Annotated in this window: 20 protein-coding genes; 1 reads left to right on the forward strand and 19 read right to left on the reverse strand. The window is 71.6% G+C overall.

Annotated elements, in window-relative coordinates:
* Nucleotides 1-235: 235 nt before the first annotated feature.
* The 14 genes from hisF to F8A92_RS15170 all read right to left on the reverse strand — a co-directional run bounded on the left by hisF (nt 236) and on the right by F8A92_RS15170 (nt 15502).
* Nucleotides 236-1000 carry an imidazole glycerol phosphate synthase subunit HisF gene (hisF, locus tag F8A92_RS15105; protein WP_153506002.1) on the reverse strand — a complete coding sequence of 255 codons (765 nt, stop codon included), beginning with the start codon at nt 998-1000 and terminating at the stop codon, nt 236-238.
* Nucleotides 1000-1773, reverse strand: coding sequence for a bifunctional 1-(5-phosphoribosyl)-5-((5-phosphoribosylamino)methylideneamino)imidazole-4-carboxamide isomerase/phosphoribosylanthranilate isomerase PriA (priA, locus tag F8A92_RS15110; protein WP_228389477.1), 774 nt, complete (start codon nt 1771-1773; stop codon nt 1000-1002). Before priA ends, hisF begins: the two co-directional genes overlap by 1 nt.
* Nucleotides 1770-2384 carry an imidazole glycerol phosphate synthase subunit HisH gene (hisH, locus tag F8A92_RS15115; protein WP_153506003.1) on the reverse strand — a complete coding sequence of 205 codons (615 nt, stop codon included), beginning with the start codon at nt 2382-2384 and terminating at the stop codon, nt 1770-1772. The genes priA and hisH overlap by 4 nt, the downstream gene beginning before the upstream one ends.
* The gene (hisB, locus tag F8A92_RS15120; protein ID WP_153506004.1) at nt 2381-2989 is read right to left on the reverse strand and encodes an imidazoleglycerol-phosphate dehydratase HisB; all 609 of its coding nucleotides are present in this window, start codon (nt 2987-2989) and stop codon (nt 2381-2383) included. Before hisB ends, hisH begins: the two co-directional genes overlap by 4 nt.
* A gap of 105 nt (nt 2990-3094) precedes the next feature.
* Nucleotides 3095-4210: a histidinol-phosphate transaminase gene (locus F8A92_RS15125; protein WP_153506005.1), complete on the reverse strand. Its 1116-nt coding sequence runs from the start codon at nt 4208-4210 to the stop codon at nt 3095-3097.
* Nucleotides 4203-5516 (reverse strand): histidinol dehydrogenase, encoded by a 1314-nt coding sequence (gene hisD / locus F8A92_RS15130; RefSeq protein WP_194291522.1) that lies wholly within the window; start codon nt 5514-5516, stop codon nt 4203-4205. Before hisD ends, F8A92_RS15125 begins: the two co-directional genes overlap by 8 nt.
* Before the next feature lie 140 nt (nt 5517-5656).
* Nucleotides 5657-6244 carry a hypothetical protein gene (locus tag F8A92_RS15135; RefSeq protein WP_153506006.1) on the reverse strand — a complete coding sequence of 196 codons (588 nt, stop codon included), beginning with the start codon at nt 6242-6244 and terminating at the stop codon, nt 5657-5659.
* Nucleotides 6237-7274, reverse strand: a complete 1038-nt coding sequence (locus F8A92_RS15140) for an amidohydrolase family protein (RefSeq protein ID WP_153506007.1) — start codon at nt 7272-7274, stop codon at nt 6237-6239. The genes F8A92_RS15135 and F8A92_RS15140 overlap by 8 nt, the downstream gene beginning before the upstream one ends.
* Before the next feature lie 7 nt (nt 7275-7281).
* Nucleotides 7282-10842, reverse strand: a complete 3561-nt coding sequence (gene dnaE, locus F8A92_RS15145; protein WP_228389478.1) for a DNA polymerase III subunit alpha — start codon at nt 10840-10842, stop codon at nt 7282-7284.
* Complete coding sequence (locus F8A92_RS15150) at nt 10839-11672, reverse strand: CPBP family intramembrane glutamic endopeptidase (protein ID WP_153506009.1); 834 nt, start codon at nt 11670-11672, stop codon at nt 10839-10841. The genes dnaE and F8A92_RS15150 overlap by 4 nt, the downstream gene beginning before the upstream one ends.
* Nucleotides 11673-12596, reverse strand: a complete 924-nt coding sequence (locus tag F8A92_RS15155) for an RluA family pseudouridine synthase (RefSeq protein ID WP_194291523.1) — start codon at nt 12594-12596, stop codon at nt 11673-11675. It abuts the gene before it with no gap.
* Nucleotides 12593-13198 (reverse strand): signal peptidase II, encoded by a 606-nt coding sequence (gene lspA / locus F8A92_RS15160; protein WP_228389479.1) that lies wholly within the window; start codon nt 13196-13198, stop codon nt 12593-12595. Before lspA ends, F8A92_RS15155 begins: the two co-directional genes overlap by 4 nt.
* A 35-nt stretch (nt 13199-13233) precedes the next feature.
* Entirely contained in the window at nt 13234-13881 is a 648-nt protein-coding gene (locus tag F8A92_RS15165; RefSeq protein ID WP_228389480.1) for a TraR/DksA family transcriptional regulator, read from the reverse strand.
* A 91-nt stretch (nt 13882-13972) separates the two neighbouring features.
* Complete coding sequence (locus tag F8A92_RS15170; protein WP_153506012.1) at nt 13973-15502, reverse strand: potassium/proton antiporter; 1530 nt, start codon at nt 15500-15502, stop codon at nt 13973-13975.
* A 358-nt stretch (nt 15503-15860) separates the two neighbouring features.
* On the opposite strand from F8A92_RS15170, the gene ileS reads away from it, so the two are divergent.
* Nucleotides 15861-19025: an isoleucine--tRNA ligase gene (ileS, locus tag F8A92_RS15175; RefSeq protein WP_194291524.1), complete on the forward strand. Its 3165-nt coding sequence runs from the start codon at nt 15861-15863 to the stop codon at nt 19023-19025.
* Between the two features lie 84 nt (nt 19026-19109).
* On the opposite strand, the gene F8A92_RS15180 is transcribed toward ileS, so the two are convergent.
* The 5 genes from F8A92_RS15180 to pgeF form a co-directional block, all read right to left on the reverse strand.
* Nucleotides 19110-20006 carry a DivIVA domain-containing protein gene (locus F8A92_RS15180; RefSeq protein WP_153506013.1) on the reverse strand — a complete coding sequence of 299 codons (897 nt, stop codon included), beginning with the start codon at nt 20004-20006 and terminating at the stop codon, nt 19110-19112.
* 85 nt (nt 20007-20091) lie between these two features.
* Nucleotides 20092-20367, reverse strand: a complete 276-nt coding sequence (locus tag F8A92_RS15185; RefSeq protein WP_228389481.1) for a YggT family protein — start codon at nt 20365-20367, stop codon at nt 20092-20094.
* Between the two features lie 18 nt (nt 20368-20385).
* Nucleotides 20386-20970: a cell division protein SepF gene (locus tag F8A92_RS19300; protein ID WP_153506014.1), complete on the reverse strand. Its 585-nt coding sequence runs from the start codon at nt 20968-20970 to the stop codon at nt 20386-20388.
* Nucleotides 20971-21040: 70 nt separating this feature from the next.
* Nucleotides 21041-21805, reverse strand: a complete 765-nt coding sequence (locus F8A92_RS15195) for a YggS family pyridoxal phosphate-dependent enzyme (RefSeq protein ID WP_153506015.1) — start codon at nt 21803-21805, stop codon at nt 21041-21043.
* Nucleotides 21802-22539: a peptidoglycan editing factor PgeF gene (gene pgeF, locus F8A92_RS15200; protein WP_153506016.1), complete on the reverse strand. Its 738-nt coding sequence runs from the start codon at nt 22537-22539 to the stop codon at nt 21802-21804. Before pgeF ends, F8A92_RS15195 begins: the two co-directional genes overlap by 4 nt.
* Between the last annotated feature and the right edge of the window lie 154 nt (nt 22540-22693).

Here is a 22693-nt window from a genome sequence, read left to right on the forward strand (position 1 = left end):
GCGACCAAATCGCTGATACGTACCCACCTGCAACGTCCTCCTGATCAAAGGCGTTGCAACGACCCCTAGAACCCAAGACCCGAATTCGGTACCGAAGCACGCCGCGGACAGGGAATGGGCGATGGCGACGCTCACCAGACGAATCAGCGCACCGATCACGCCATATCGGGTCCGGCCTGAAGCCATCGGCGAGTATGCCTAGAGAGCCGGCCGGCGGCAGAACACCACGGGACTCTCAGTCGCGGACGGTGATCCCGTGCCGGCGCAGATCGGCCTTGACGTCGCCGACGGTCAGCTCGCCGAAGTGGAAGACCGAGGCGGCCAGCACCGCGTCCGCGCCGGCGGCCACGGCGGGCGCGAAGTGCTCCGCGATGCCGGCCCCGCCGCTGGCGATGATCGGGATGCGGACCTCACGGCGCATGGTCTCGATCAGCTCGAGGTCGAAGCCGTCCTTGGTGCCGTCGCGGTCCATCGAGTTCAGCAGCAGCTCGCCCGCCCCCAGCGCGGCGGCCTGGATCGCCCATTCGACGGCGTCCAGCCCGGCACTGCGACGGCCACCGTGGGTGGTGACCCCGAACCCGCTCGGCCGGTCGGCCTCGCGGCGGACGTCGAGCGAGAGGACGAGGACCTGCGAGCCGAAGCGTTGCGCTACGTCGCTGATCAGCTCGGGCCGGTCGATCGCGGCGGTGTTGACGCCGACCTTGTCGGCGCCGGCCCGCAGCAGCCGATCGACGTCCTGCGGGGTGCGCACGCCACCCCCGACGGTCAGCGGGATGAACACCGACTCGGCCGTGCGGCGCACGACGTCGTACGTCGTCTCCCGGTTGCCCGAGGACGCCGTCACGTCGAGGAAGGTGAGCTCGTCGGCGCCCTGGGCGTCGTACCGGGCGGCGAGCTCGACCGGGTCACCGGCGTCGCGCAGGTTCTCGAAGTTGACGCCCTTGACGACCCGGCCGGCGTCGACGTCGAGGCACGGGATCACCCGTGTCGCCAGCACCATCAGCGCGTGACCTCGAGCGCCTGCGGCAGGGTGAAGCTGCCCTCGTAGAGGGCGGTTCCGACGATCGCGCCCTCGACGCCGATGCTCGTGAGCTGCGCGATCTGGCGGATGTCGTCGAGGGTCGAGATGCCGCCGCTGGCGACGACGGGGCGGTCGGTGCGCTCGCACACCTGGCGCAGCAGATGCACGTTCGGACCCTTGAGCATGCCGTCCTTCTCCACGTCGGTGACGACGTAGCGCTGGCACCCGTCGCGCTCGAGGCGCTCCAAGGTCTCCCAGAGGCTGCCGCCCTCTGCGGTCCAGCCGCGGGCGGCCAGCTGCTCGCCGCGCACGTCGAGCCCGATCGCGATGCGATCGCCGTGCTCGCCGATGATGCGGGCGCACCACTCCGGGTTCTCCAGGGCGGCGGTCCCGATGTTGACCCGGCGGCAGCCGGTGGCGAGCGCGGCCTCGAGCGAGGCGTCGTCGCGGATCCCACCGGAGAGCTCGACCTTGATGTCCATCTGGCCGACGATCGAGGCGATCAGATCACGATTGCTGCCCCGCCCGAAGGCGGCATCGAGATCCACCAGGTGCAGCCATTCGGCGCCCTCCTCCTGCCAGCGCAGCGCGGCGGCGAGCGGGTCGCCGTAGGTCTTGCCCGAACCGGCCTCCCCGCGGACGAGCTGGACGGTCTTGCCCTCCGTCACGTCGACCGCGGGCAGCAGCTCGAGGCGCGGCCCCGCGATCGGGACCTCGGTGGTGGTGTCGTCGGTGGGCAGGTCGGGGCTCACAGGGTCTCCATCCAGTTGGCGAGAAGCTGCGCTCCGGCGTCGCCGGACTTCTCGGGGTGAAACTGCGTCGCGCTCAGCGCGCCACGCTCGTAGGAGGCGATGAACGGCTCTCCGTAGGTGCAGGTCGAGACGAGGACGTCGGCGGCCGTGCTCTTCGCGGCGTAGCTGTGCACGAAGTAGAACCGCGTGTCCTCGGGCATGCCCTTGTGCAGCGCCGAACCCGGTGCAGGCGCCACCGTGTTCCAGCCCATGTGCGGCAGGATGTCCGCGTGCAGCCGCACCACCTCGCCGGGGACCGCGGCGATGCCGTCGCGCTCGACGCCGTGCTCGACGCCGCGCTGGAACATGATCTGCGCGCCGACGCAGATGCCGAGCACCGGACGGTCGGCGGCGATCCGGTCGCGGATGGCCTGCGCGGCGCCGATCGCCTCGATGCCTGCCATGCACGCCTCGAAGGCACCGACGCCCGGCACGACCAGCCCATCGGCCTCGGCCGCGCGCCGCAGGTCGGCGGCGACCTCGACGGTGGCCCCGGCCCGCTCGAGCGCCCGCTGGACGGAGCGGATGTTCCCGAACCCGTAGTCGAGCACCACGACGTCCGAGCGGGTCATAGAGCGCCCTTGGTGCTCGGCACGTCGTCGGTGCGCGGGTCCGGCTCGACCGCCTCACGCAGCGCGCGGGCGAGCGCCTTGAACTGCGCCTCGACGATGTGGTGCGGGTCGCGACCGGCGACCACGTTCATGTGGATGCACATCCGCGCGTTCAGCGCCAGCGTCTCCAGCACGTGCTGCGTCAGCGATCCCATGTAGAGAGGCGGAGTGCCGCCGATGCCGACGTACTGCTGGCCCGCGGGCTCGCCGGTGTGCACGCAGTACGGGCGACCCGACACGTCCACGACGCAGTGCGCGAGGGCTTCGTCGAGAGGGATGGTGGCCGCGCCGAACCGGCGGATGCCCCGCTTGTCCCCGAGCGCCTCGCGCAGCGCCTCACCGAGCACGATCGCGGTGTCCTCCACGCTGTGGTGCGCATCGATCTCGATATCGCCGGTGGTCTGCACGGTCAGGTCGATCAGCGAGTGCTTCGACAGCGCGGTGAGCATGTGGTCGTAGAAGCCGACGCCGGTGGAGACGCTGCTGCGTCCGGTGCCGTCGAGGTCGAGCTCGACGAGCACCAAGCTCTCGCTCGTCTTGCGCTCGATGCGCGCGGTGCGCCCCATGCCTGTGCTCCTGATCTGCCGCCGGTGTCGTGCTGGTCGTAGGGCCATTCTCCCCTGCCGGGCGCCTGCGGTGCCATCCGGTCCCGGCGCGCGGCCCCGCCGTCGCTAGACGAGCGCGGCGTCCAGGCCCAGGGTGTCGGCGAGCGCCGACAGGAACGCGGTCGTCTCCTCCGGTGTGCCGGCGTTGACCCGCAAGTGTCCCGGGATGTCGAGGTTGCGCACCAGCACGCCCCGGTCCAGCAGCTCCTGCCAGGTCGCCGAGGGATCGGCCAGGCCGCCGAACAGCACGAAGTTGGCGTCGCTCGGTACCGGCCGCAGCCCCCACTTCGCCAGCGTGTCGACGATCCGGTCGCGCTGCGCCTTCAGCGCCTCGACATTGGACAGCAGCAGCTCGGTGTGCGCGAGGGCCGCGCACGCCGCGGCCTGGGTGAGCGCCGACAGGTGGTACGGCAGCCGCACCATCCGCAGTCCGTCGATCAGGGCGGGATCGGCAGCGAGGTAGCCGACGCGGGCGCCCGCGAAGGCGAACGCCTTGCTCATCGTGCGGCTCACCACGAGCCGGGGGTTGCCCTCGAGCAGGTGCAGGGCCGAGCGCGTGCCGGACCGGGCGAACTCGACGTACGCCTCATCGACCACCACGACGCCGGCCGAGGCGTGCAGCACCGCCTCGATGACGTCGATGCCCATCGCCGTCCCGGTCGGGTTGTTCGGCGAGCAGAGAAACACGATGTCGGGCCGGTGCTCGCGCACCTGGGCGACCGCGGACTCCACCGAGAGGTCGAACCGCGCGTCGCGGTGCCCAGCCACCCAGCGGGTGCCGGTGGCCCGCGAGATCAGCTCGTGCATGGAGTACGACGGCACGAAGCCCAGCGCACTGCGTCCCGGGCCGCCGTACGCCATGAGGATGTGCTGCAGCACCTCGTTGCTGCCGTTGGCCGCCCACAGCTGGTCGAGGTCGAGCCGGATGCCGGCCTGCAGCTCGAGGTAGCCGGCGAGGGCCTTGCGCAGCGCGGTGAACTCGCGGTCCGGGTAGCGGTTCAGGTGCGCGGCCTCCGCCTGGATCGCCTCGACGATGGAGGCGACGACGACCGGCGGCACGTCGTAGGAGTTTTCGTTGACGTTCAGCCGCACCGGCACGTCGAGCTGCGGCGCGCCGTACGCCTCCTGGCCGCGGAACTCCGGGCGCAGCAGCGACTGGACGAGGTCGGCGGCCTCAGACATCGCTGAACCGGGCGCGGATCGCGGCACCGTGCGCCGGCAGGTCCTCGGCGTCCGCCAGGTCGACGATGTACTTCGCGACGCCACGCAGCGCCTGCTCGTCGTAGTCGACCACGTGGACGCCCTTGAGGAAGGACTGGACCGACAGCCCCGAGGAGTGCCGCGCGGACCCGCCGGTGGGGAGCACGTGGTTGGATCCGGCGCAGTAGTCACCGAGCGGCACCGGGGAGAACGCCCCGACGAAGATGCACCCGGCGTTGCGCACGCGTGCCGCGTCGCCCCGGCTGTCGGCGGTCTGCACCTCGAGGTGCTCCGCGCCGTACGCGTCCACCACGCGCAGCCCCTGGTCGATGTCGTCGACCAGCACGACGCCGGACTGCTCGCCGCCCAGGGCGGTCTTGATCCGCTCGACGTGCTTGGTCTGCTCGACCTGCACCTTCAGCTGCTCGTCGACCGCGCGCGCGAACGCCTCGCTCGGCGTGACCAGGACCGAGCCGGCGAGAGGGTCGTGCTCGGCCTGGCTGATCAGGTCCGCCGCCACGTGCGCCGCGTCGGCGGTCTCGTCGGCGAGCACGGCGATCTCCGTGGGGCCCGCCTCGGAGTCGATGCCGATCACGCCGCGCAGCAGCCGCTTGGCCGCGGTCACGTAGATGTTGCCGGGCCCGGTCACCATGTCGACGGGCTCGTTCTCCTCGGTCCCGTGCGCGAACATCGCGACGGCCTGGGCGCCGCCGACGGCGTACACCTCGTCGACGCCGAGCAGGGCGCACGCCGCGAGGATCGTCGGGTGCGGCCGGCCGTCGAACTCGCGCTGCGGCGGGGACGCGACGGCGATCGAGCCGACGCCGGCGACCTGCGCCGGCACCACGTTCATGACGACGCTCGACGGGTAGACCGCGAGCCCACCGGGCACGTAGAGGCCGACCCGCTCGACCGGGATCCACTTCTCGGTCACGGTGGCGCCGGCGGCGAGCTCGGTGGTGGTTTCGGTGCGGCGCTGGTCCTCGTGGACCTCGCGCACCCGCGTGATCGTCTCCTCGAGGGCCGCCCGGACGTCGGGATCCAGCGTGCGCAGGGCGTCGGTGATGCTCTCGGCCGGAACCCGGAGCTGCTGCAGGGAGACGCCGTCCAGCCGCTCGGTGATCTCCTTGACCGCCGCCGCACCGCGTGCCTCGACGTCCTCGACGATCGGCTCGACGGCGGCCGTGGCGCGCTCGACGTCGATCTGGGCGCGCGGGACGGCGCGGCGGAGCTCAGCGGTCCGCAGCTGCTTGCCGCGAAGGTCGATGGTGCGCAGGATCTCGCTCATCCCACCAGATTACGTTCGGCTCGTCGATTGCCTGCCTCACACCCTGGTCATCGACCCGGGCGAGGGTGGACCCGGGGGCAGACGTCGGGCCGGTGCACAGACGGTGGCTCGATCAGTCCCACGTTCGCGCGCGACGCCGACTACGCGTCAGGACTCCGACGAATCGGCGCCAGGTCGCTCCGGGGTGTCACGATCGTCAGCGCTCCGTAGGCCAGCACCGCACACACCCCGGCGAGCACCAGCGCGCCGGGACCGCTGATCACCGGCGCCTTGAGGTGCGCCGCGCCGACCTCCGACGCGGGCGCGAAGGCGCGGGCCGCGACGACCGCGCGCCAGACCAGCCAGCCCACCCCGGTCTGCGCCGCGGCGGCGAGCGTCGCCACGACGAGCCCGACCGGACCGCGCCAGAGCCCCCGCCGCCACCACAGCACGGTGGTCGCGACCGCGAGCGCCGACATCGCGATCGCGAACCACACCTCCGGGGTGACCCGCTGCTCGTCCTGCGGATCCACCGGAAGGTCGCCGATCCTGGTCAGCACCTCACGCGATCCTGGAGCGAGCAGCGCGCACCCGGCCGCGACCACGACCGCGCACGCGACCGCGAGCAGGAAGGTGCGCAGCGCGCGGCCGACGGCCGCCGACGGGTGGGGTGCCTCGGCCGGTTGCGGCGTCTCGACGTCGCTCGTTCCTCGCTCGCTCGACGACCGTGGGGGTCGCGGCTCAGGCATCGCCCACAGCACCTCGGTGCAGGCGGTCGCCGGCCAGCACCGCGCTCGGCGTCCACCACGCGGTGGGCTCGGCGAGCGGGTCCTCGGGCAGCAGCACCAGCCGCGCGGGGCCACCGACGTCCACGGTGCCGGCTGCGGCGGCGGCCAGCGCCCCGCCGCGCCCCAGCCCGGCGAGCGCCAGCCGGTCGAGCTCGCGCGGGTCGGCGCCCGGCCGGGTGCCGGTGTTGCCTAGGTCGGTGGCGTAGTGCACGGGCACCTCCGCGGCGATCAGCGCCGCCGCGTTCGTGGCGACGCTCGCACCGCGGCCCTCGGCGAAGAAGGTCTGCAGGGTCGAGCACACGCTCACCCGCTGCTCCCGCAGCCGGGCGACGACCTCGACCGGCAGCGGCTCGGTGGGCGTGTGCGCGAGCTCGTCGACGCCGGCGTCGAGCGCGCGCAGCACCATCTCGACGGTGAGCGCATGCGCGACCACCGGCAGCCCGAGCCCGTGTGCCGTGCGCACGGCGGCCGCGAGCACCTCCGGCGCGAGCGTGGGCTGGCCCCCGGCGTCCTCGAGAGCGACCTTGATGAGGCCGGCGCCGCGGCGGTGCTCGGCGTGGCAGTGCGCCGTCGCCTCCTCGGGCGAGGCCGCGAACGACGCGAAGCCGTCGGCTCCCCACGACCGCGACGGATAGCCGTCGGGCGCGGTCAGCAGCCGCCCCGCCGCCAGCACCTCGAGGCCGTCGCCGCCACCGCGCGAGCCGAGCTCCAGCGAGCCGGGGGCGCCGAGGTCCCGCGCCCGCAGGACGCCGCCGGCGACCAGGTCGGCCGGTGCCCCGAACGCGAGATGGACGTGCCGGTCGTACAGTCCCGGGCCGATCCACGACCGCCCGTCGCCGACGATCTCCTCGGCGTCCGCCGCCGCGGCGTCGCCGTACGGCGCGATCGCGGTGACGACGCCGTCGGCGACGACCACCACGTGATCGGGCAGCAGGTCATGGCCGGGGCCGCGCCACACCGCGCCGCGCAGACCGATCGTCGGGGTGCTCACGCGCGGGTCACTGCACGAAGCCCTCCGTGCCCAGCAGCGCCTTCACGTCACCGACCAGGGACGGCGAGCGGCTGACCCGCAGCGCCTCCCCCAGCCGGACGGTGTGGGTGCGCTCGCCGTTGAGCACCCGCAGGTGGACGTCGACCATGCCCGGGTGCCCGGACAGCACCTGCTTGAGCCGCGACACCACCGGCGGGGTGCAGCGCAGCGCCTGCACCTGCAGGACGACCGGGCCGCTGTTGTCCTTGGACAGGTCCGGCAGCGACAGGTCGGCGACCCGGATCTTCGGCGCCTCGTCGTTCTCGATCGCCACCCGCCCCGAGACGACGACCACCTGATCCTCGGCGACGAGGTGCCCGACCGTCTCGTAGGTGCGCGCGAAGATGAAGATCTCGACCGAGCCCTCGAGGTCCTCGACGGTCGCCTTGGCCCAGTACTGGCCCTGCTTGTTGATCTTGCGCTCGACGCCGGTCAGGATGCCGGCGACCGTGACGACGTCCTTGTCGGCGTACGCGTTCTCCTCGTGCAGGCCGGCGATGGAGGTGTCGGCGGCGCTGGAGAGCACGTGCTCGAGGCCGTGCAGCGGGTGGTCGGAGACGTACAGGCCCAGCATGTCGCGCTCGAAGCTGAGCTTCTCGCGCTTGGGCCACTCGTGCTGCGGGATCGCGACCTCGAACTTTGTCGCGTCGTCGGCCGCCTCGTCGCCGCCCATCGCGCCGAAGAGGTCGAACTGTCCCATCGCCTCCTGCTTCTTGACGTCGGCGACCGCGTCGATGGCCTCGGCGTGGATCTGCAGCAGCCCGCGCCGCGGGTGCTGCAGCGAGTCGAAGGCGCCGGACTTGATCAGCGACTCCACGACGTTCTTCTTGCACGCCTGCTGGTCGACCTTGCGCAGGAAGTCGTGGAACGACGTGAACGCGCCCTTGTCCTCGCGGGCCTTGACGATGAGGTCGACGACGTTGCCGCCGACGCCGCGCACGGCCGCCATGCCGAAGCGGATGTCGGTCCCGACCGGGGTGAACCGCGCGTACGACTCGTTGACGTCCGGCGGCAGCACCTTGATGCCCATGCGGCGGCACTCGTTGAGGTACACCGCCATCTTGTCCTTGTTCTCGCCCACGCTGGTCAGCAGCGCGGCCATGTACTCCGACGGGTAGTGCGCCTTGAGGTACGCCGTCCAGTAGGACACCACGCCGTACGCCGCCGAGTGCGCCTTGTTGAAGGCGTAGTCGGAGAACGGCAGCAGGATCTCCCACAGCGTGGTGACCGCGGCCTGGGAGTAGCCGCGCTCGCGCATGCCACCGGAGAAGATCTCGAACTGCTTGTCGAGCTCGGCCTTCTTCTTCTTGCCCATCGCGCGGCGCAGCAGGTCCGCCTGGCCGAGCGTGTAGCCGGCGACCTTCTGCGCGATGGCCATGACCTGCTCCTGGTACACGATCAGGCCGTAGGTCTCCCCGAGGATGTCCTCGAACGCCTCCGCGAGCTCCGGGTGGATCGGCACCACCTGCTCGCGCCCGGTCTTGCGGCGGGCGTACTTGTTGTGCGAGTCGGCGCCCATCGGGCCCGGGCGGTACAGCGCGCCGACGGCCGAGATGTCCTCGAAGCAGTCGGGGCGCATCGAGCGCAGCAGCGCGCGCATCGGGCCGCCGTCCAGCTGGAACACGCCGAGGGTGTCGCCGCGGGCCATCAGCCGGTAGGTCTCGGCGTCGTCGAACGGCAGGTCCTCCAGGACCACCGTCTCGTCGCGGTTGATCTTGATGTTGTCGAGCGCGTCGTCGAGGACCGTGAGGTTGCGCAGGCCCAGGAAGTCCATCTTGATCAGGCCGAGCGTCTCGCAGGTCGGGTAGTCGAACTGCGTGATGATCGCGCCGTCGGCCTCGCGCTTGGTCAGCGGGATGACGTCCATCAGCGGCGCCGACGACATGATCACGCCCGCGGCGTGCACGCCGGTGCCGCGGCGCAGCCCCTCGAGGTCCTTGGCGGTGTCGACGACCTCCTTGTACTCCGGGTTGCTCTCGTAGAGCCCGCGGAACTCGCCGCCCTCGTTGTAGCGCTCGTGCTTCTCGTCCCACATCTTCGACAGGGGCACGCCCTTGCCCATGATGTCCGGCGGCATCGCCTTGGTGAGGATGTCGCCGACGGCGTACGGCTTGTCGAGCACGCGGGCGGCGTCCTTGACGGCGTTCTTGGCCTTGATCGTCTGGAAGGTGACGATCATCGCGACGTACTCGCTGCCGTACTTGTCGACGACGTAGTTGATGACCTCGCCGCGCCGGCGCTCGTCGAAGTCGACGTCGAAGTCGGGCATCGAGACGCGGTCGGGGTTGAGGAAGCGCTCGAAGATCAGGCCGTGCTGCAGCGGGTCGAGGTCGGTGATGCGCATCGCGTACGCCGCCATCGAGCCGGCGCCCGATCCGCGCCCCGGCCCCACGCGGATGCCGTTCTCCTTCGCCCAGTTGATGAAGTCGGCGACCACCAGGAAGTATCCGGGGAAGCCCATCTGGGCGATGATCCCGACCTCGTAGTCGGCGCGCTTGCGCACCTCGTCGGAGATGCCGTTCGGGTAGCGGTCGTGCAGTCCCTTCTCGACCTGCTTGACGAACCACGACTCCTCGGACTCGCCCTCCGGGACCGGGTAGCGCGGCATGTAGTTGGCCGACTCGTTGAACGTGATGTCGACCCGCTCGGCGATGACGAGGGTGTTGTCGCACGCCTCGGGCAGCTCGCGGAACTTCGCGCGCATCTCCTCGGCGGACTTCAGGTAGTAGTGGTCGCCGTTGAAGTGGAATCGGTTGGGGTTGGAGAGCCGATCGCCGGTCTGGATGCACAGCAGCGCGCCGTGCGCCTTGGCGTCCTCCTTGTGCGTGTAGTGCAGGTCGTTGGTCGCCACGAACGGGATCTGCAGGTCGCGAGCGATGTCCATCAGGCCGCTGCGGTAGGACTTCTCGACCGCGAGGTCGTGGTCCATCAGCTCGCAGTAGAAGTTGTCCTTGCCGAAGATGTCCTGGAAGTCGGCGGCCGCCTGCACCGCGCGGTCGCGCTTGCCGGCGCGCAGCCACATCGGCACCTCGCCGGACGGGCAGCCCGTCGTGGCGATCAGCCCCTCGTGGTAGCGCTCGAGGATCTCGCGGTCGAAGCGCGGCTTGCGGTACTGCCCCTCGAGGCTGGCCAGGGAGGACAGCCGGAACAGGTTGTGCATGCCGGTGGTGTTGTAGGCCAGCAGCGTCATGTGGTTGTACGCGGCGCGGCCCTTGTTGCTCGAGCCCTCCTCGGAGGTCTCGTCGTCGACGATGGTGCCGAACTCGTAGGGGACGCGGTCGAAGCGCGAGCCGGGGGTGTAGTAGCCCTCCATGCCGATGATCGGCTTGACCCCGGCGTCCTTGGCCTGCCGGTAGAAGTCGTAGGCGCCGTGCACGTTGCCGTGGTCGGTGATCGCGATCGCGGGCATCTGCAGCTCGGCGGCGCGGCCCATCAGGCCGCCGATCTTGGCGGCGCCGTCCAGCATCGAGTACTCGGTATGCGTGTGCAGATGAACGAAGGAATCTGCCGTACCCACCGTGCTGCTCACCGCTCCCTCGTCGAACCGAACACCCATTGTCGCACCGCGCCCCGACGAAGGTGGCGGGTCGGCTCGGCGTGTGCCGCTTCGGTGAGCGGTGCGACAGCGAGGCGGCCCAGGGAGATCGCGCGCAGGTCGATCAGCACGTGCACCAGGACCGGAGCGAGCAGCGAGCCGGTGACGACGTACAGCCCGCCGAGCGCGATGCCGACCAGGAAGGTGCCGACCACGCCGGGGGCGCCCTGATAGAGATGCGCCAGGCCGAAGGCGACCGCGGCGGCCACGAGGCACACCCACACCGGAGCACCGGGCACCAGCGCGGCGACCAGCGCGGTCAGGTAGCCGCGGAAGACCAGCTCCTCGCACACCCCCGCGGTGACGGCCACGAGCGCGAACAGCCGCCGCTCGACCGGCGTCCGCGGCAGCATGACCACGACCGCTTCGCTGCCGGCGGGCAGCTGGCCGGAGCCGCCGCTGCGGGCGATCTCGCGCGCGGTCGTCACGGCGAAGGCGAGCGCCGCCAGCGCCGCGGCGGCGCTGATCCCCCAGCCCAGCGCCGCGTCGGGCGGCCGCACGCCGACCGCGGCGAGGTCGACGTGCGGGGCGAGCGCCACCGTCGCGAGGCACAGCGCGGCGAGCCCCCACTCCAGCAGCAGCAGCCGGCGGTAGAGCCAGCGGCGGGCGTCCTCGTAGCGGTGCGCCGCCGCCTCGAAGCGGCGATGCAGGACGGCACCGACGTACGGCTCGCCGACGAGCAGGTAGCCGCCGATCAGCAGCGCCGCAGCGGTCGCGGTGCCGTAGGCCGACAGCTCCGACGGCACGAGGACGCGATCGATCATCTAGTCCTCGCGCAGCCGATCGAGCGCGTGCTGCAGGTCGGCCGGGTACGGGCTCTCGAAGGTCACCCAGGCGCCGTCCGCCGGGTGGTGGAAGCCCAGCCGGTGCGCGTGCAGCCATTGGCGGCCCAGGTCCAGCCGCGCGCTGAGCGTGGGGTCGGCGCCGTACATCGCGTCGCCGACGCACGGGTGGCGCAGCGCCGAGAAGTGCACCCGGATCTGGTGGGTGCGGCCGGTCTCGAGGTGGATCTCCACCAGGCTTGCCGCCGGGAAGGCCTCGATGACCTCGTAGTGCGTCACGGAGTCGCGTCCTCCGGCGACCACCGCGAACTTCCAGTCGTGGCGGGGGTGCCGCGCGATCGGGGCGTCGATGGTGCCGGTCATCGGATCCGGGTGCCCCTGCACGATCGCGTGGTAGACCTTCTCGACCGTGCGCTCCTTGAAGGCGCGCTTGAGGGCGGTGTACGCGCGCTCGGACTTCGCGACCACCATCAGCCCGGTCGTGCCGGCGTCGAGGCGGTGCACGACCCCGCGGCGTTCCTCGGCGCCGCTGGTCGAGACCCGGTGCCCCATCGCCAGGACTCCGCCGATCACCGTCGGGCCCTCCCAGCCGGGGCTCGGGTGCGCGGCGACCCCGACCGGCTTGTCGACGACGACGATGTCGTCGTCGGCGTACACGATGCCCAGCCCGTCGACCAGCGTGTCGTCGAGGCGGGGCGCACGGTCGGTCTCGGGCAGGGTGACGTCGAGGAGGCCGCCGGAGACCAGCCGGTCGGACTTGCCGATCACCGACCCGTCGAGCAGCACGCCCCCGCCCTCGCACACTTCGGCCGCGGCGGTGCGGGAGATGCCCAGCAGCCGCGACAGGCCCGCGTCGGCGCGCATCCCGTCGAGGCCGTCGGGCACCGGCAGCAGCCGCGCGGTCACGAGGACACCGTCTCGGCCTTGTCGTCGCTCGTCCGCTGCCCGTCGAGCTCGCGGCCGATGATCGCCAGCAGGCCGGCGAGGATGCCGCCGCACACGACGCACATGTCGGCGACGTTGAAGATGGGCCACACCTGCCCGTACGGGTCGAACAGGCTGAGGTAGTCGATGACCGCGCCGCGCAGCGGTGCGGGATGGCGGAAGATCCGGTCGGCGAGGTTGCCGAGCGCACCGCCGAGGATCAGCCCGAGGGCCCACGCCCAGGGCGCCCACCGGACCTTGCGCGCGACGACGGCGATCCCGACCGCGACGACGATCACGACGCACGAGATCACGATGGTGATGCCGGTGCCCATCGAGAAGGCGGCGCCGCTGTTGCGCGCCAGCGTGAGGTACACCGCCCCGCCGGCCAGCTTGAGCGGCTCGCGACCGCTCAGCGCGTGCACGGCCCAGATCTTGGTCGTGACGTCGATCAGCAGCGCGACCGCGGCGATGGTGAACAGGAGCACCGTGCGGCGCTGCCGAGCGGGCCGTCCGGGGACGGCCGCGGGCTCGGGGCGGCGCTCCTGCCGGTCGTCGGATGCGGGCTGGGGAGTGTCGGTCACCCGTCGATTATCGACCATGCGGGAACCGGGCGACGCTACCGCCGTTCCTCGCGGGCCTTGCACGCCACGCAGAGCGTCGCCTGGGGGTAGGCCTGCAGGCGCGCCTTCGGGATCATCTGCCCGCAGCTCTCGCACACGCCGTAGGTTCCGGCCTTGATGCGGGCCATCGCGCGTTCCATCTGGCTGATCAGATCGCGGCGGTTGTTCGCGATCGACATCTCCTGCTCGCGCTCGAACGTCTTCGTGCCGGCGTCGGCGGGGTCGTCACCGGCCGAGTCCTGCCCGGCGTTCTTCAGCTCGTCGAGGATCGCGACGGAGTCCTCGTATTCCTGGCGCACCTGCGCGAGCTCGCTCTCGATGAGCGCGGTGAACTCCTTCACGTCCGCCGCGCTGAGCCGCGACCTCGCGGGCGCCTTCGTGGCCGGGGTGCCCGGCTCGGGCGTCGTGGCGGCGGTCTTGGCGGGGGTGCGGGCGGCGCTCGTCCGGGCCGGCGCCTTGGTGGTGCGCTTCGCCGGCGCGGTCTTGGCGGCGGTCGTCTTCGCGGGGGCCTTGGCAGCGCTCTTGGCGGGCGTCTTCTTCGCCGCCGTCTTCTTCTCCCCCGCCGCGGCGCGGGTCGTCTTCGGCGCGGCCGCCTTGCCGGCGGGCTTTGTTGCGGACTGGGCGGTCTTGCTCTGCGCTGCCACGAGGACCCCTATCGATGTGGACAGACATCCCGAGCCCGGCGGGCTGGGATGCCTCTGTTGTGCTGCAGGCTACGCACCGGCTGTGCATTCTTCAATGACCACGGCCGGGTTTCTCGCGCGGGCGCCCCGGCGGCAGGTCGGTGCCGTCGTCGCCGAACCACCCGGCCAGCCGGCCGGAGCGGGCCACCGCCCGCAGCCGGCGCTCGGTCGCCTCCCGCTGGTCGCTGGGCGTCACGACGAGCAGCTGGTCGCCGGTGCGGATCAGCGTGCCGGCATCGGGCACGAACCGCTCGTCGCCGCGGATCACCAGGCTGACCGCGGACACCGACGGCAGCCGCAGGTCGCCGATGTACACGCCGCTGAGCCGCGAGCCCTCCGGGACGGCGACGGTCATCAGGTCCGCGGCCATCTCGTCGAGCACCGCGACCTCGACCTCGAGGTCGCGGGTCTGCGCCTTGCCCGTGAGCCCCAGCCGGCGGGCCATCGCCGGCAGCGTGGTGCCCTGCGCGAGGGTGAACACCACGACGAGCACGAACACCATGTGCAGGATCTGCCAGCCGCCCTCCAGGCCGTTGGAGATCGGGATCGTGGCCAGCACGATCGGCACCGCGCCGCGCAGCCCCGCCCACGAGAAGAACACCTGCTCGCGCAGGTTCACCCGCTGCCCGATCGAGGCGGCGGCGACCGACAGCGGCCGGGCGAGGAACAGCAGCACGACACCGATCAGCAGGGCCGGCAGCACGACCTGCGGGATCTGCTCGGGAAACACCAGCAGGCCGAGCATCACGAACAGGCCGATCTGCGAGAGCCAGGCCAGCGCCTCCGCGAACCCGATCACCGCCCGCTTGAACGGCAGGTTGGCGTTGCCCAGGACGACGCCGGCGACGTACACCCCGAGGAAGCCGCTGGCGTGCGCCAGGGTGCTCAGCTCGTAGGACAGCAGCAGCATCGCGATGGCCATCAGCGAGTAGAGACCGGCCGAGGGCAGCGCCCCGCGCCGCATCAGCGCCGCGCCCGCGAAGCCGGTCACCAGGCCGATGCCGAGGCCGGCGATCAGCTCGTAGCCGATGAGCAGGGCGATCTCCCACCACGGCTGGATGTCCGCCAGCGGCACCGACAGGAAGGTGACCAGCAGGATCACCGGGGCGTCGTTGAGGCCGGATTCCAGCTCGAGAGCGGAGGTGACCTTCGGCGGCAGCCCGAGGCGTCGCAGCACCGAGAACACCGCGGCGGCGTCGGTCGAGGAGATGATCGCGCCGGCGACCACCGCGACCTGCCAGTGCATGCCCAGCACGCCCACCATGAACGCCGCCATCACCAGCACGCTGACGGCGACGGCGATCGTGGACAGCGCCAGGCCCAGGCCGAGGTGCGGGGCGACCTCCCGCCACCGCGTGGTGAGGCCACCCTCGGCCAGGATGATCACCAGGGCGATCGTGCCGAGCTCCTTCGCCAGGTCGGCGTCCCCCCAGTCGATGCCGATGCCCGACGTCCCGAGCAGCACACCGAGCGCCAGGTAGAGCAGCAGCGACGGGAGCCCGAACCGGGTGGTGGCGCGGACGGCGAGGATCGCCACGAGCACCACGACGGTGGCGATCAGCAACGCCACCGTCAAGCTCATGCGCCCATTATTCCGGCCGGCCGGCGCCCCGGATCAGCCGCGTCCTCCGCGCCCCGGCCGGGTGACCGGTCGTCGACCGGCGAGCGTACCCTGATATCCGACGTGCGACGGCCCCGACGGGGACGAGTAGTCGTGTCCTCGGCTGACGAGCGACCAGGGGCGGTGTGAGCCTGGCAGCCGACCACGGCGAAGATCACCCCCGAGCCGCTGGAAGAACGCCGCGAGGCCAGTAGACCCAGCCACTGTCACGAACGAGCGGGCTCGCGCGCGAGCCAACGAGGGTGGTACCGCGGCCACTCCCGCCGACCGGCGGGCGTCGTCCCTCGATCACGGAACTGATCGCACGAGGACGCATCCGATGGCCAAAGCCACGCCCCTGCCGCACAAGGTCGACCTGCCCGCGCTCGACCACGAGGTCCTGCAGCGCTGGGCCGACCGAGACATCTTCGCCCGCTCCGTCGAGCGCACCAAGGACGGTGAGCCGTGGATCGTCTACGAGGGCCCGCCGACCGCGAACGGGCAGCCCGGCGTGCACCACGTCGAGGCCCGGGTCTTCAAGGACCTCTACCCCCGCTACCGCACCATGAAGGGCTACTCGGTGCCCCGGCGGGCCGGCTGGGACTGCCACGGGCTGCCCGTCGAGATCGCCGTCGAGAAGGAGCTGGGGTTCTCCGGCAAGCCGGACATCGAGAAGTTCGGCATCGAGGCGTTCAACGCCAAGTGCCGTGAGTCGGTGCAGCGGCACGTCGGTGCGTTCTCCGACCTGACCACCCGGATGGGCTACTGGGTCAACCTGGACGACGCGTACTGGACGATGAACCCGTCGTACGTCGAGTCGGTGTGGTGGGCGCTGAAGCAGACCTTCGACGCCGGCCTGCTGGTGAAGGACCACCGCATCACGCCGTACTGCCCGCGCTGCGGCACCGGGCTGTCCGACCACGAGGTATCCCAGGGCTACGAGACGGTGTCCGACCCGTCGGTGTACGTGCGGTTCCCGCTCACCGAGGCGCCGAGCGAGGTCGAGGACGCCGACCTGCTGGTCTGGACGACCACCCCGTGGACCCTCGTCTCCAACACGGCGGTCGCGGTGCACCCGGACGTCGAGTACGTCGTCGCGCGCGGCGCGGGGTTCACCGCCGACGACCGGTCGGTCATCGTCGCCGAGCCGCTGCTGCGGGCGGTGCTCGGCGAGGACGCCGAGGTGCTGTCGTCGCTGCCCGGCCGCGACCTGGAGAACGCCCGCTACCGCCGGCCGTTCGAGCTGGTGTCCTGGCCCGACGAGCAGGACGGCCACCTGGTCGTGCTCGCCGACTACGTCACCACGGAGGACGGCACCGGCCTGGTGCATCAGGCGCCCGCGTTCGGCGCCGACGACATGCTGGTCGCCCGCCGCTACGGGCTGCCGGTGATCAACCCGGTGCGCCCCGACGGCACCTTCGAGCCCGACCTGCCGCTGGTCGGCGGCCAGTTCTTCAAGACCGCCGACAAGGCGCTCGTGCGCGACCTGCGCGAGCGCGGGCTGCTCTTCCGCTTCCAGCAGTACGAGCACCCCTATCCGCACTGCTGGCGCTGCCACACGGCGCTGCTGTACTACGCGCTGCCGTCCTGGTACGTGCGGACGACGGCCCGCAAGAACGAGCTGCTGCGCGAGAACGACGCGACCGACTGGCATCCCGAGACCGTCAAGCACGGGCGGTACGGCGACTGGCTGAACAACAACATCGACTGGGCGCTCTCGCGGGACCGGTACTGGGGCACCCCGCTGCCGATCTGGGTCAACGACGCCGACGAGACGAAGATGATCTGCGTCGGCTCGCTCGCCGAGCTGGCGCAGTACGTCGGCCGCGACCTGTCCGGCCTCGACCCGCACCGGCCGTTCATCGACGAGGTGACGTTCACCGTCGACGGCGAGGAGGGCACCTACCGGCGCGTCCCGCAGGTCATCGACGCCTGGTACGACTCCGGCTCGATGCCCTTCGCGCAGCTCGGCTACCCGCATCAGCCGGGCTCGGTGGAGACCTTCGAGCGCCGCTACCCGGCGGACTACATCTGCGAGGCGATCGACCAGACCCGCGGCTGGTTCTACTCGCTGATGGCGGTCGGCACGACGGTGTTCGACCGCTCGTCGTACAAGTCGGTGGTGTGCCTCGGGCACATCGTCGATCAGGACGGCAAGAAGATGAGCAAGCACCTCGGCAACATCATGCTGCCCATCCCCCTGATGGACAAGCACGGCGCCGACGGACTGCGCTGGCTGATGCTGTGCGTCGGCAACCCGTGGTCGACCCGCCGGGTCGGCGACGAGCTGATCGGCGAGGTGGTCCGCAAGGTGCTGCTGACGTACTGGAACACCGCCTCGTTCCTGACGCTGTACGCCGACGCCAACGACGTCGACCTGGCCGAGGTGCTTCGCGCCGCGCCGCCGGTCGCCGAGCGGCCGTCGCTGGATCGCTGGCTGCTCTCGGAGCTCAACGACACGATCAAGGTGGTCGACGAGTCGCTGCAGGTCTTCGACTCGACCCGCTCGGGTCGCCGCCTGACGCAGTTCATCGACGACCTGTCGAACTGGTACGTGCGCCGCTCGCGCCGCCGGTTCTGGGACGGCGACCCGTCGGCGATGGCCACCCTCACGGAGGCGGTCGCGAAGCTCACGACCGTCATGGCGCCGTTCGTCCCGTTCATCACCGACAAGGTGTGGGACTCCGTCGTCCGCGCCGCCTACCCGGACGCGCCCGAGTCGGTGCACCTGGCCGACTGGCCGGAGCACGACGAGACGCTGATCGACGCCGAGCTGTCGGCGGACGTCGCGCAGGTGCGCCGGCTGGTCGACCTCGGCCGGTCCGCGCGGACCGCGTCGAAGGTGCGCACCCGGCAGCCGCTGGGCCGCGCCCTGATCGGCGCGGCCGGCTACGGGCGGCTGTCGGAGCAGCTGCGCGCCGAGATCGCCGACGAGCTCAACGTGCAGTCGGTGCAGCCGCTGGGCGAGGCCTCGGGCGAGCTGGTGCACGTCACCGCGAAGGCCAACTTCCGGGCACTGGGCAGGCGGCTCGGCGGCAAGGTGCAGGACGCCGCCAAGCAGATCGCGGCGGCGGACGCCGCCGCGCTCGCCGCAGCACTGCGCGCCGGCACGGCCGAGCTCACCATCGACGGCGCGGCGTTCCCCCTCGAGCCCGACGACGTGATCGTGACCGAGACTCCGCAGGAGGGCTGGGCGGTGCACACCGAGGGCGGCGAGAGCGTGGCCCTGGATCTGGAGATCACCGACGAGCTGCGCGCGGCCGGACTGGCCCGGGAGGCGGTGCGCCTCGTCCAGGAGTCGCGCAAGAACTCCGGGCTGGACGTCTCGGACCGCATCGAGCTGGTGTGGTCGGCCTCCTCGGCGGACGTCGCGAACGCCGTCCGGGCGCACCAGGGCTATCTCGCGGAGGAGGTGCTGGCGACCGCCGTCCGCGAGGGCTCCCTCGAGCGGCAGCCGGACGGCGCCGACGACACCCTCCGCGTCTGGGTCAGCAAGCAGCCGTAACGACAGGATGTCCCCGGATGCAGCGCGAACGCTGCATCCGGGGACATCCTCTGCGATCTGGGGCGGTCGGTGCCGCCTCGGCGCCTAGCGGTTGTCGCTGGAGCCGACGAACCCGGAGACCTGGCTCGCCGGGCCGTTGCCGGTCTGCTCGGACCCGTCGGGGGCGATCGGCGGCAGCTCGTCGATCTCCTTGAGCTGGTTGGTGAGGTAGCCGTGCATCCGGGTGCGGTACGCCGCCTCGAAGTCGCGCAGCCCCTCGATGCGGCGCTCGAGGACGCTCTTGCGCTCGTCGAGGGCGCGCAGGATGTCGGCCTGCTTGCGCTCCGCGGCGGCGGTGAGCTCCTGGGCCCGCTCCTGCGCGGCCTTCTCCGTCGCGGCCGCCTTCGACTGCGAGTCGCTGAGCAGCGCGGCGGCGTTGGTGCGTACCTCGGTGAGGTGCCGCTCGGCCTCGGACTTGGCGCCGTTGATGGTGTCGTCGTGCTCGCGGCGGGCGGTCGTACGCAGCTCCTCGGCCTTGGCCTGGGCCTCCGCCAGCTCCTTCTCGGCCTTCTCCTTGGCCTCGTTGACGTGCCGGTCGGCAGTCTCCGTGGCGAGGGCCAGGATGCGCGAGGCCTGGATGTGCTCGTCCATCGCGGACGCCGGCTTCGCGGGCTCGGGCTGCGGCTCGGGCGCTGCCTGCACGGTGGGCTCCGGCTCGGGCTGGGCCTCGGCGGGCGCCTCGTCCTGTCCCGCGTTCTCCGCGAGCACCGAGTAGTGGCCGCTGCCGCTGGAGACGTTCTCGGCGCTGGACGGCCGCCCCGCCAGCTGGCCCTCGAGGTCGGCTACCTGCGAGCGCAGGTCGGCGTTCTCCTCGATGAGCCGGGCGAACTCGGCCTCGACGAGGTCGAGGAAGGCATCGACCTCTTCGTCGTCATATCCGCGCTTGCCAATGGGCGGCTTCTTGAACGCCACATTGTGGACGTCGGCGGGGGTCAACGGCATGGTGTGTCCTTTTTCCTTCACTCAGTGCAGATATCCGACGGGCCGTCCTGCAGCCTACGGCACGACACTGCTTCGTACTTGCTCGTTACGTGAACCGCAAGAGCAGGCTGAGTATCAATAGTAGAACCATAAACCCGACGTCGACCCTTGCACCTCCGATAGCGATCGGGGGGATCAGCCGCCGCATGAGCTTCACCGGCGGGTCGGTGATCGTGTAGACGCTGTCGATGGCCACCGCGGGCACGCCCGAGGGCACCCAGCGCCGGGCGTACATGCGCACCCACTCGAGCACCATCCGGATCCACAGCAGGACCACGGCGAGGAACAGCAGCAGGTGCAGCAGGTCCAGGAAGATGTTCACCAGACGATTGTGCGTGAACTAGCCGCGCGAGGGGTAACGACCGTCCGCGATGCGCGCCTTGTCCTCCGCGGTGACCTTCACCTTCTGCGGCGAGAGCAGGAACACCTTGGTGGTCACCCGCTCGATCGAGCCGCGCAGGCCGAAGGTCAGGCCGGCGGCGAAGTCGACAAGGCGCTTGGCGTCGGCGTCGTCCATCTCGGACAGGTTCATGATGACGGGGTTGCCGTCGCGGAACTCCTCGCCGATCGCGCGCGCCTCGTTGTAGGTGCGCGGGTGGAGGGTCGTGATGCGGTGCGCCGTCGCGGGCGTCGCGGGGCGGGCCGGCGCCGCCGGAGCCTCGTCGGCGAAGCGGGTGGCCGGCGCGGCGTACGACTCGACCGGTGCCGGACGGGTGCTGCGCGGCGCGGGGCGCTCGGGCTCCTCGTCGTACTCCGCCTCGTCGTCGTAGTCGTAGCGGCCGTCCCGGCGTCCGCGCGGCTCGCGCTCCTCGACGTCGTAGTCCCGGGTGCGGGACGCCGAGCCGTGGGTCTGCGCCAGCTCCTCGTGCTCGTCTCCCTCGACGAGGCCGAGATAGACGCCCATCTTCCGCATGGCTCCACTCATCAGGACAACCTTTTCTGTCGGGATCGAAGGCACGGGCGACGCGGCCCGCGGGGTGAAATTGTGCTCCGCCCTAGGCTAGTGCGCGCTCACCGAACAGCGCAGTTCCGACACGCACGTGCGTCGCGCCGTTGGCGACCGCGGCGGGGAAGTCGCCCGACATTCCGGCCGAGATGAGCTCGGCGCCGGGCAGGTCGACGCGCAGGTCGAGGCTGTGCTCGTACAGCCTGGCGAAGCACCGCGCCGGGTCGTGACCGAGCGGTGCGATCGCCATCAGCCCGCGCACCCGCAGGTTGTCGTACGTCGCCACGTGCGCGGCCAGCCGGCGGATGTCGGCGGGGTGCACCCCGCCGCGGGCCGCCGTCGAGTCCAGCTCGCCGCGCGGCGCGTCCGGGTCGAGGTTGACCTGCAACAGGACCGGCAGCGGGCGATGCGCGGACCACCGGTCGCCGGCGGTGGCGGCCCGGGCGACCGCGTCGGCCAACGCCGGACGGTCGATCGAGTGCACCAAATCGGCGCTCTCGACGACCTGGCGCGCCTTATTGCGCTGCAGCCGCCCGATGAAGTGCCAGCGCGCCCGCTGCCCCAGCTCGGCGTCGATCTCGTTGACGCCGGCCCGCTTGGCGGCCAGCTCCTGCGGCTTGTTCTCGCCGAGGTCCAGCGCCCCGCAGTGCGCCGCGTGGGCGGCGTACTCCGCCGGGTGGTTCTTGGTGACCGCGATGAGGCTGACCTCCGCGGGATCGCGACCGGCGGCCCGGCACGCGTCGGCGAGACGCTCGCGAAACGCGGCGACCGCGTCGGTGATCGCGTTGAGCTCGCGCGCGGTGACGGCGCTCATCGGTCCTCCTCGATCCAGATGACGGCGGTCTGCCGCCCGGTGCGTCCGTCGCGCCGGTAGCTGTACAGCGAGGGGTCCTCCGCGGTGCAGCGGGGATCGACCTGCACGTTCTCGACGCCGGCGCGAGCGAGCTGGCCGGCGAGGCCGGCGCGCAGATCGAGACCGGCGGTGCCCTGCCGGGTCCGTACGGCGCTGCCCGGCGCGGCCTGCTCGACGTCCTGCTGCAGCGCTGCGGGAACCTCGTAGCAGGCGCCGCAGACGGCGGCCCCGAGAAGGGCCTCGATCCGCTCCGGGCGGGCGCCGAGCCCGCGCATCGCCTCGACGGTGGCGGTGGCGATGTCCAGGCGCACGCCCTGCCGGCCGGCGTGCACGGCGCCGATGACACCGGCGGCGGCGTCCCACAGCAGGACCGGGACGCAGTCCGCGCTCAGCACGTTCAGCCCGATGCCGGGGGTGGCGGTGACGACCGCGTCGGTCATCTCCACCGGCGCCGGCTGGGGCCCGTCGACGACCCGCACGCCGCGGCCGTGCACCTGCTCCATCCACACGAGCCGCTCGGGAGCGAGCGCGAGCGCGTCCGCCAGCCGGGCCCGGTTGGCGAGCACGGCGCGCTCGTCGTCGCCGACGTGCCGCCCCAGGTTGAACGAGTCGTACGGCGCGGCGCTCGCTCCCCCGGCCCGCGTGGACAGCACGCGACGGATGCGGCGAGCGCCGCCTAGTTGTTCCGAGCCCATGAACGAGAAGGCTAGTCCTTCATGAAATCCGGGATGTCGAGGTCATCGTCGAAGTCGTCCATGGGCAGCGGACGGCGGGCGGTCGGGCGCTGCGCCGCTTCGGCGCGCGAGGCGGCGGGCACCTCGGCGCGCGACGGGACCGGCGAGCGCTGCG

This window comes from Cumulibacter manganitolerans, assembly GCF_009602465.1.
GTDB classification, from domain to species: Bacteria; Actinomycetota; Actinomycetes; order Mycobacteriales; family Antricoccaceae; genus Cumulibacter; species Cumulibacter manganitolerans.

Bases quoted from the DNA above. Each gene is read 5' to 3' on its own strand.
- hisF (WP_153506002.1), bottom strand. From the start codon at position 1,000: ATGGTGCTGGCGACACGGGTGATCCCGTGCCTCGACGTCGACGCCGGC.
- hisH (WP_153506003.1), bottom strand. From the start codon at position 2,384: ATGACCCGCTCGGACGTCGTGGTGCTCGACTACGGGTTCGGGAACATC.
- hisB (WP_153506004.1), bottom strand. From the start codon at position 2,989: ATGGGGCGCACCGCGCGCATCGAGCGCAAGACGAGCGAGAGCTTGGTG.
- F8A92_RS15125 (WP_153506005.1), bottom strand. From the start codon at position 4,210: ATGTCTGAGGCCGCCGACCTCGTCCAGTCGCTGCTGCGCCCGGAGTTC.
- hisD (WP_194291522.1), bottom strand. From the start codon at position 5,516: ATGAGCGAGATCCTGCGCACCATCGACCTTCGCGGCAAGCAGCTGCGG.
- F8A92_RS15135 (WP_153506006.1), bottom strand. From the start codon at position 6,244: ATGCCTGAGCCGCGACCCCCACGGTCGTCGAGCGAGCGAGGAACGAGC.
- F8A92_RS15150 (WP_153506009.1), bottom strand. From the start codon at position 11,672: ATGATCGATCGCGTCCTCGTGCCGTCGGAGCTGTCGGCCTACGGCACC.
- F8A92_RS15170 (WP_153506012.1), bottom strand. From the start codon at position 15,502: ATGAGCTTGACGGTGGCGTTGCTGATCGCCACCGTCGTGGTGCTCGTG.
- ileS (WP_194291524.1), top strand. From the start codon at position 15,861: ATGGCCAAAGCCACGCCCCTGCCGCACAAGGTCGACCTGCCCGCGCTC.
- F8A92_RS15180 (WP_153506013.1), bottom strand. From the start codon at position 20,006: ATGCCGTTGACCCCCGCCGACGTCCACAATGTGGCGTTCAAGAAGCCG.
- F8A92_RS19300 (WP_153506014.1), bottom strand. From the start codon at position 20,970: ATGAGTGGAGCCATGCGGAAGATGGGCGTCTATCTCGGCCTCGTCGAG.
- F8A92_RS15195 (WP_153506015.1), bottom strand. From the start codon at position 21,805: ATGAGCGCCGTCACCGCGCGCGAGCTCAACGCGATCACCGACGCGGTC.
- pgeF (WP_153506016.1), bottom strand. From the start codon at position 22,539: ATGGGCTCGGAACAACTAGGCGGCGCTCGCCGCATCCGTCGCGTGCTG.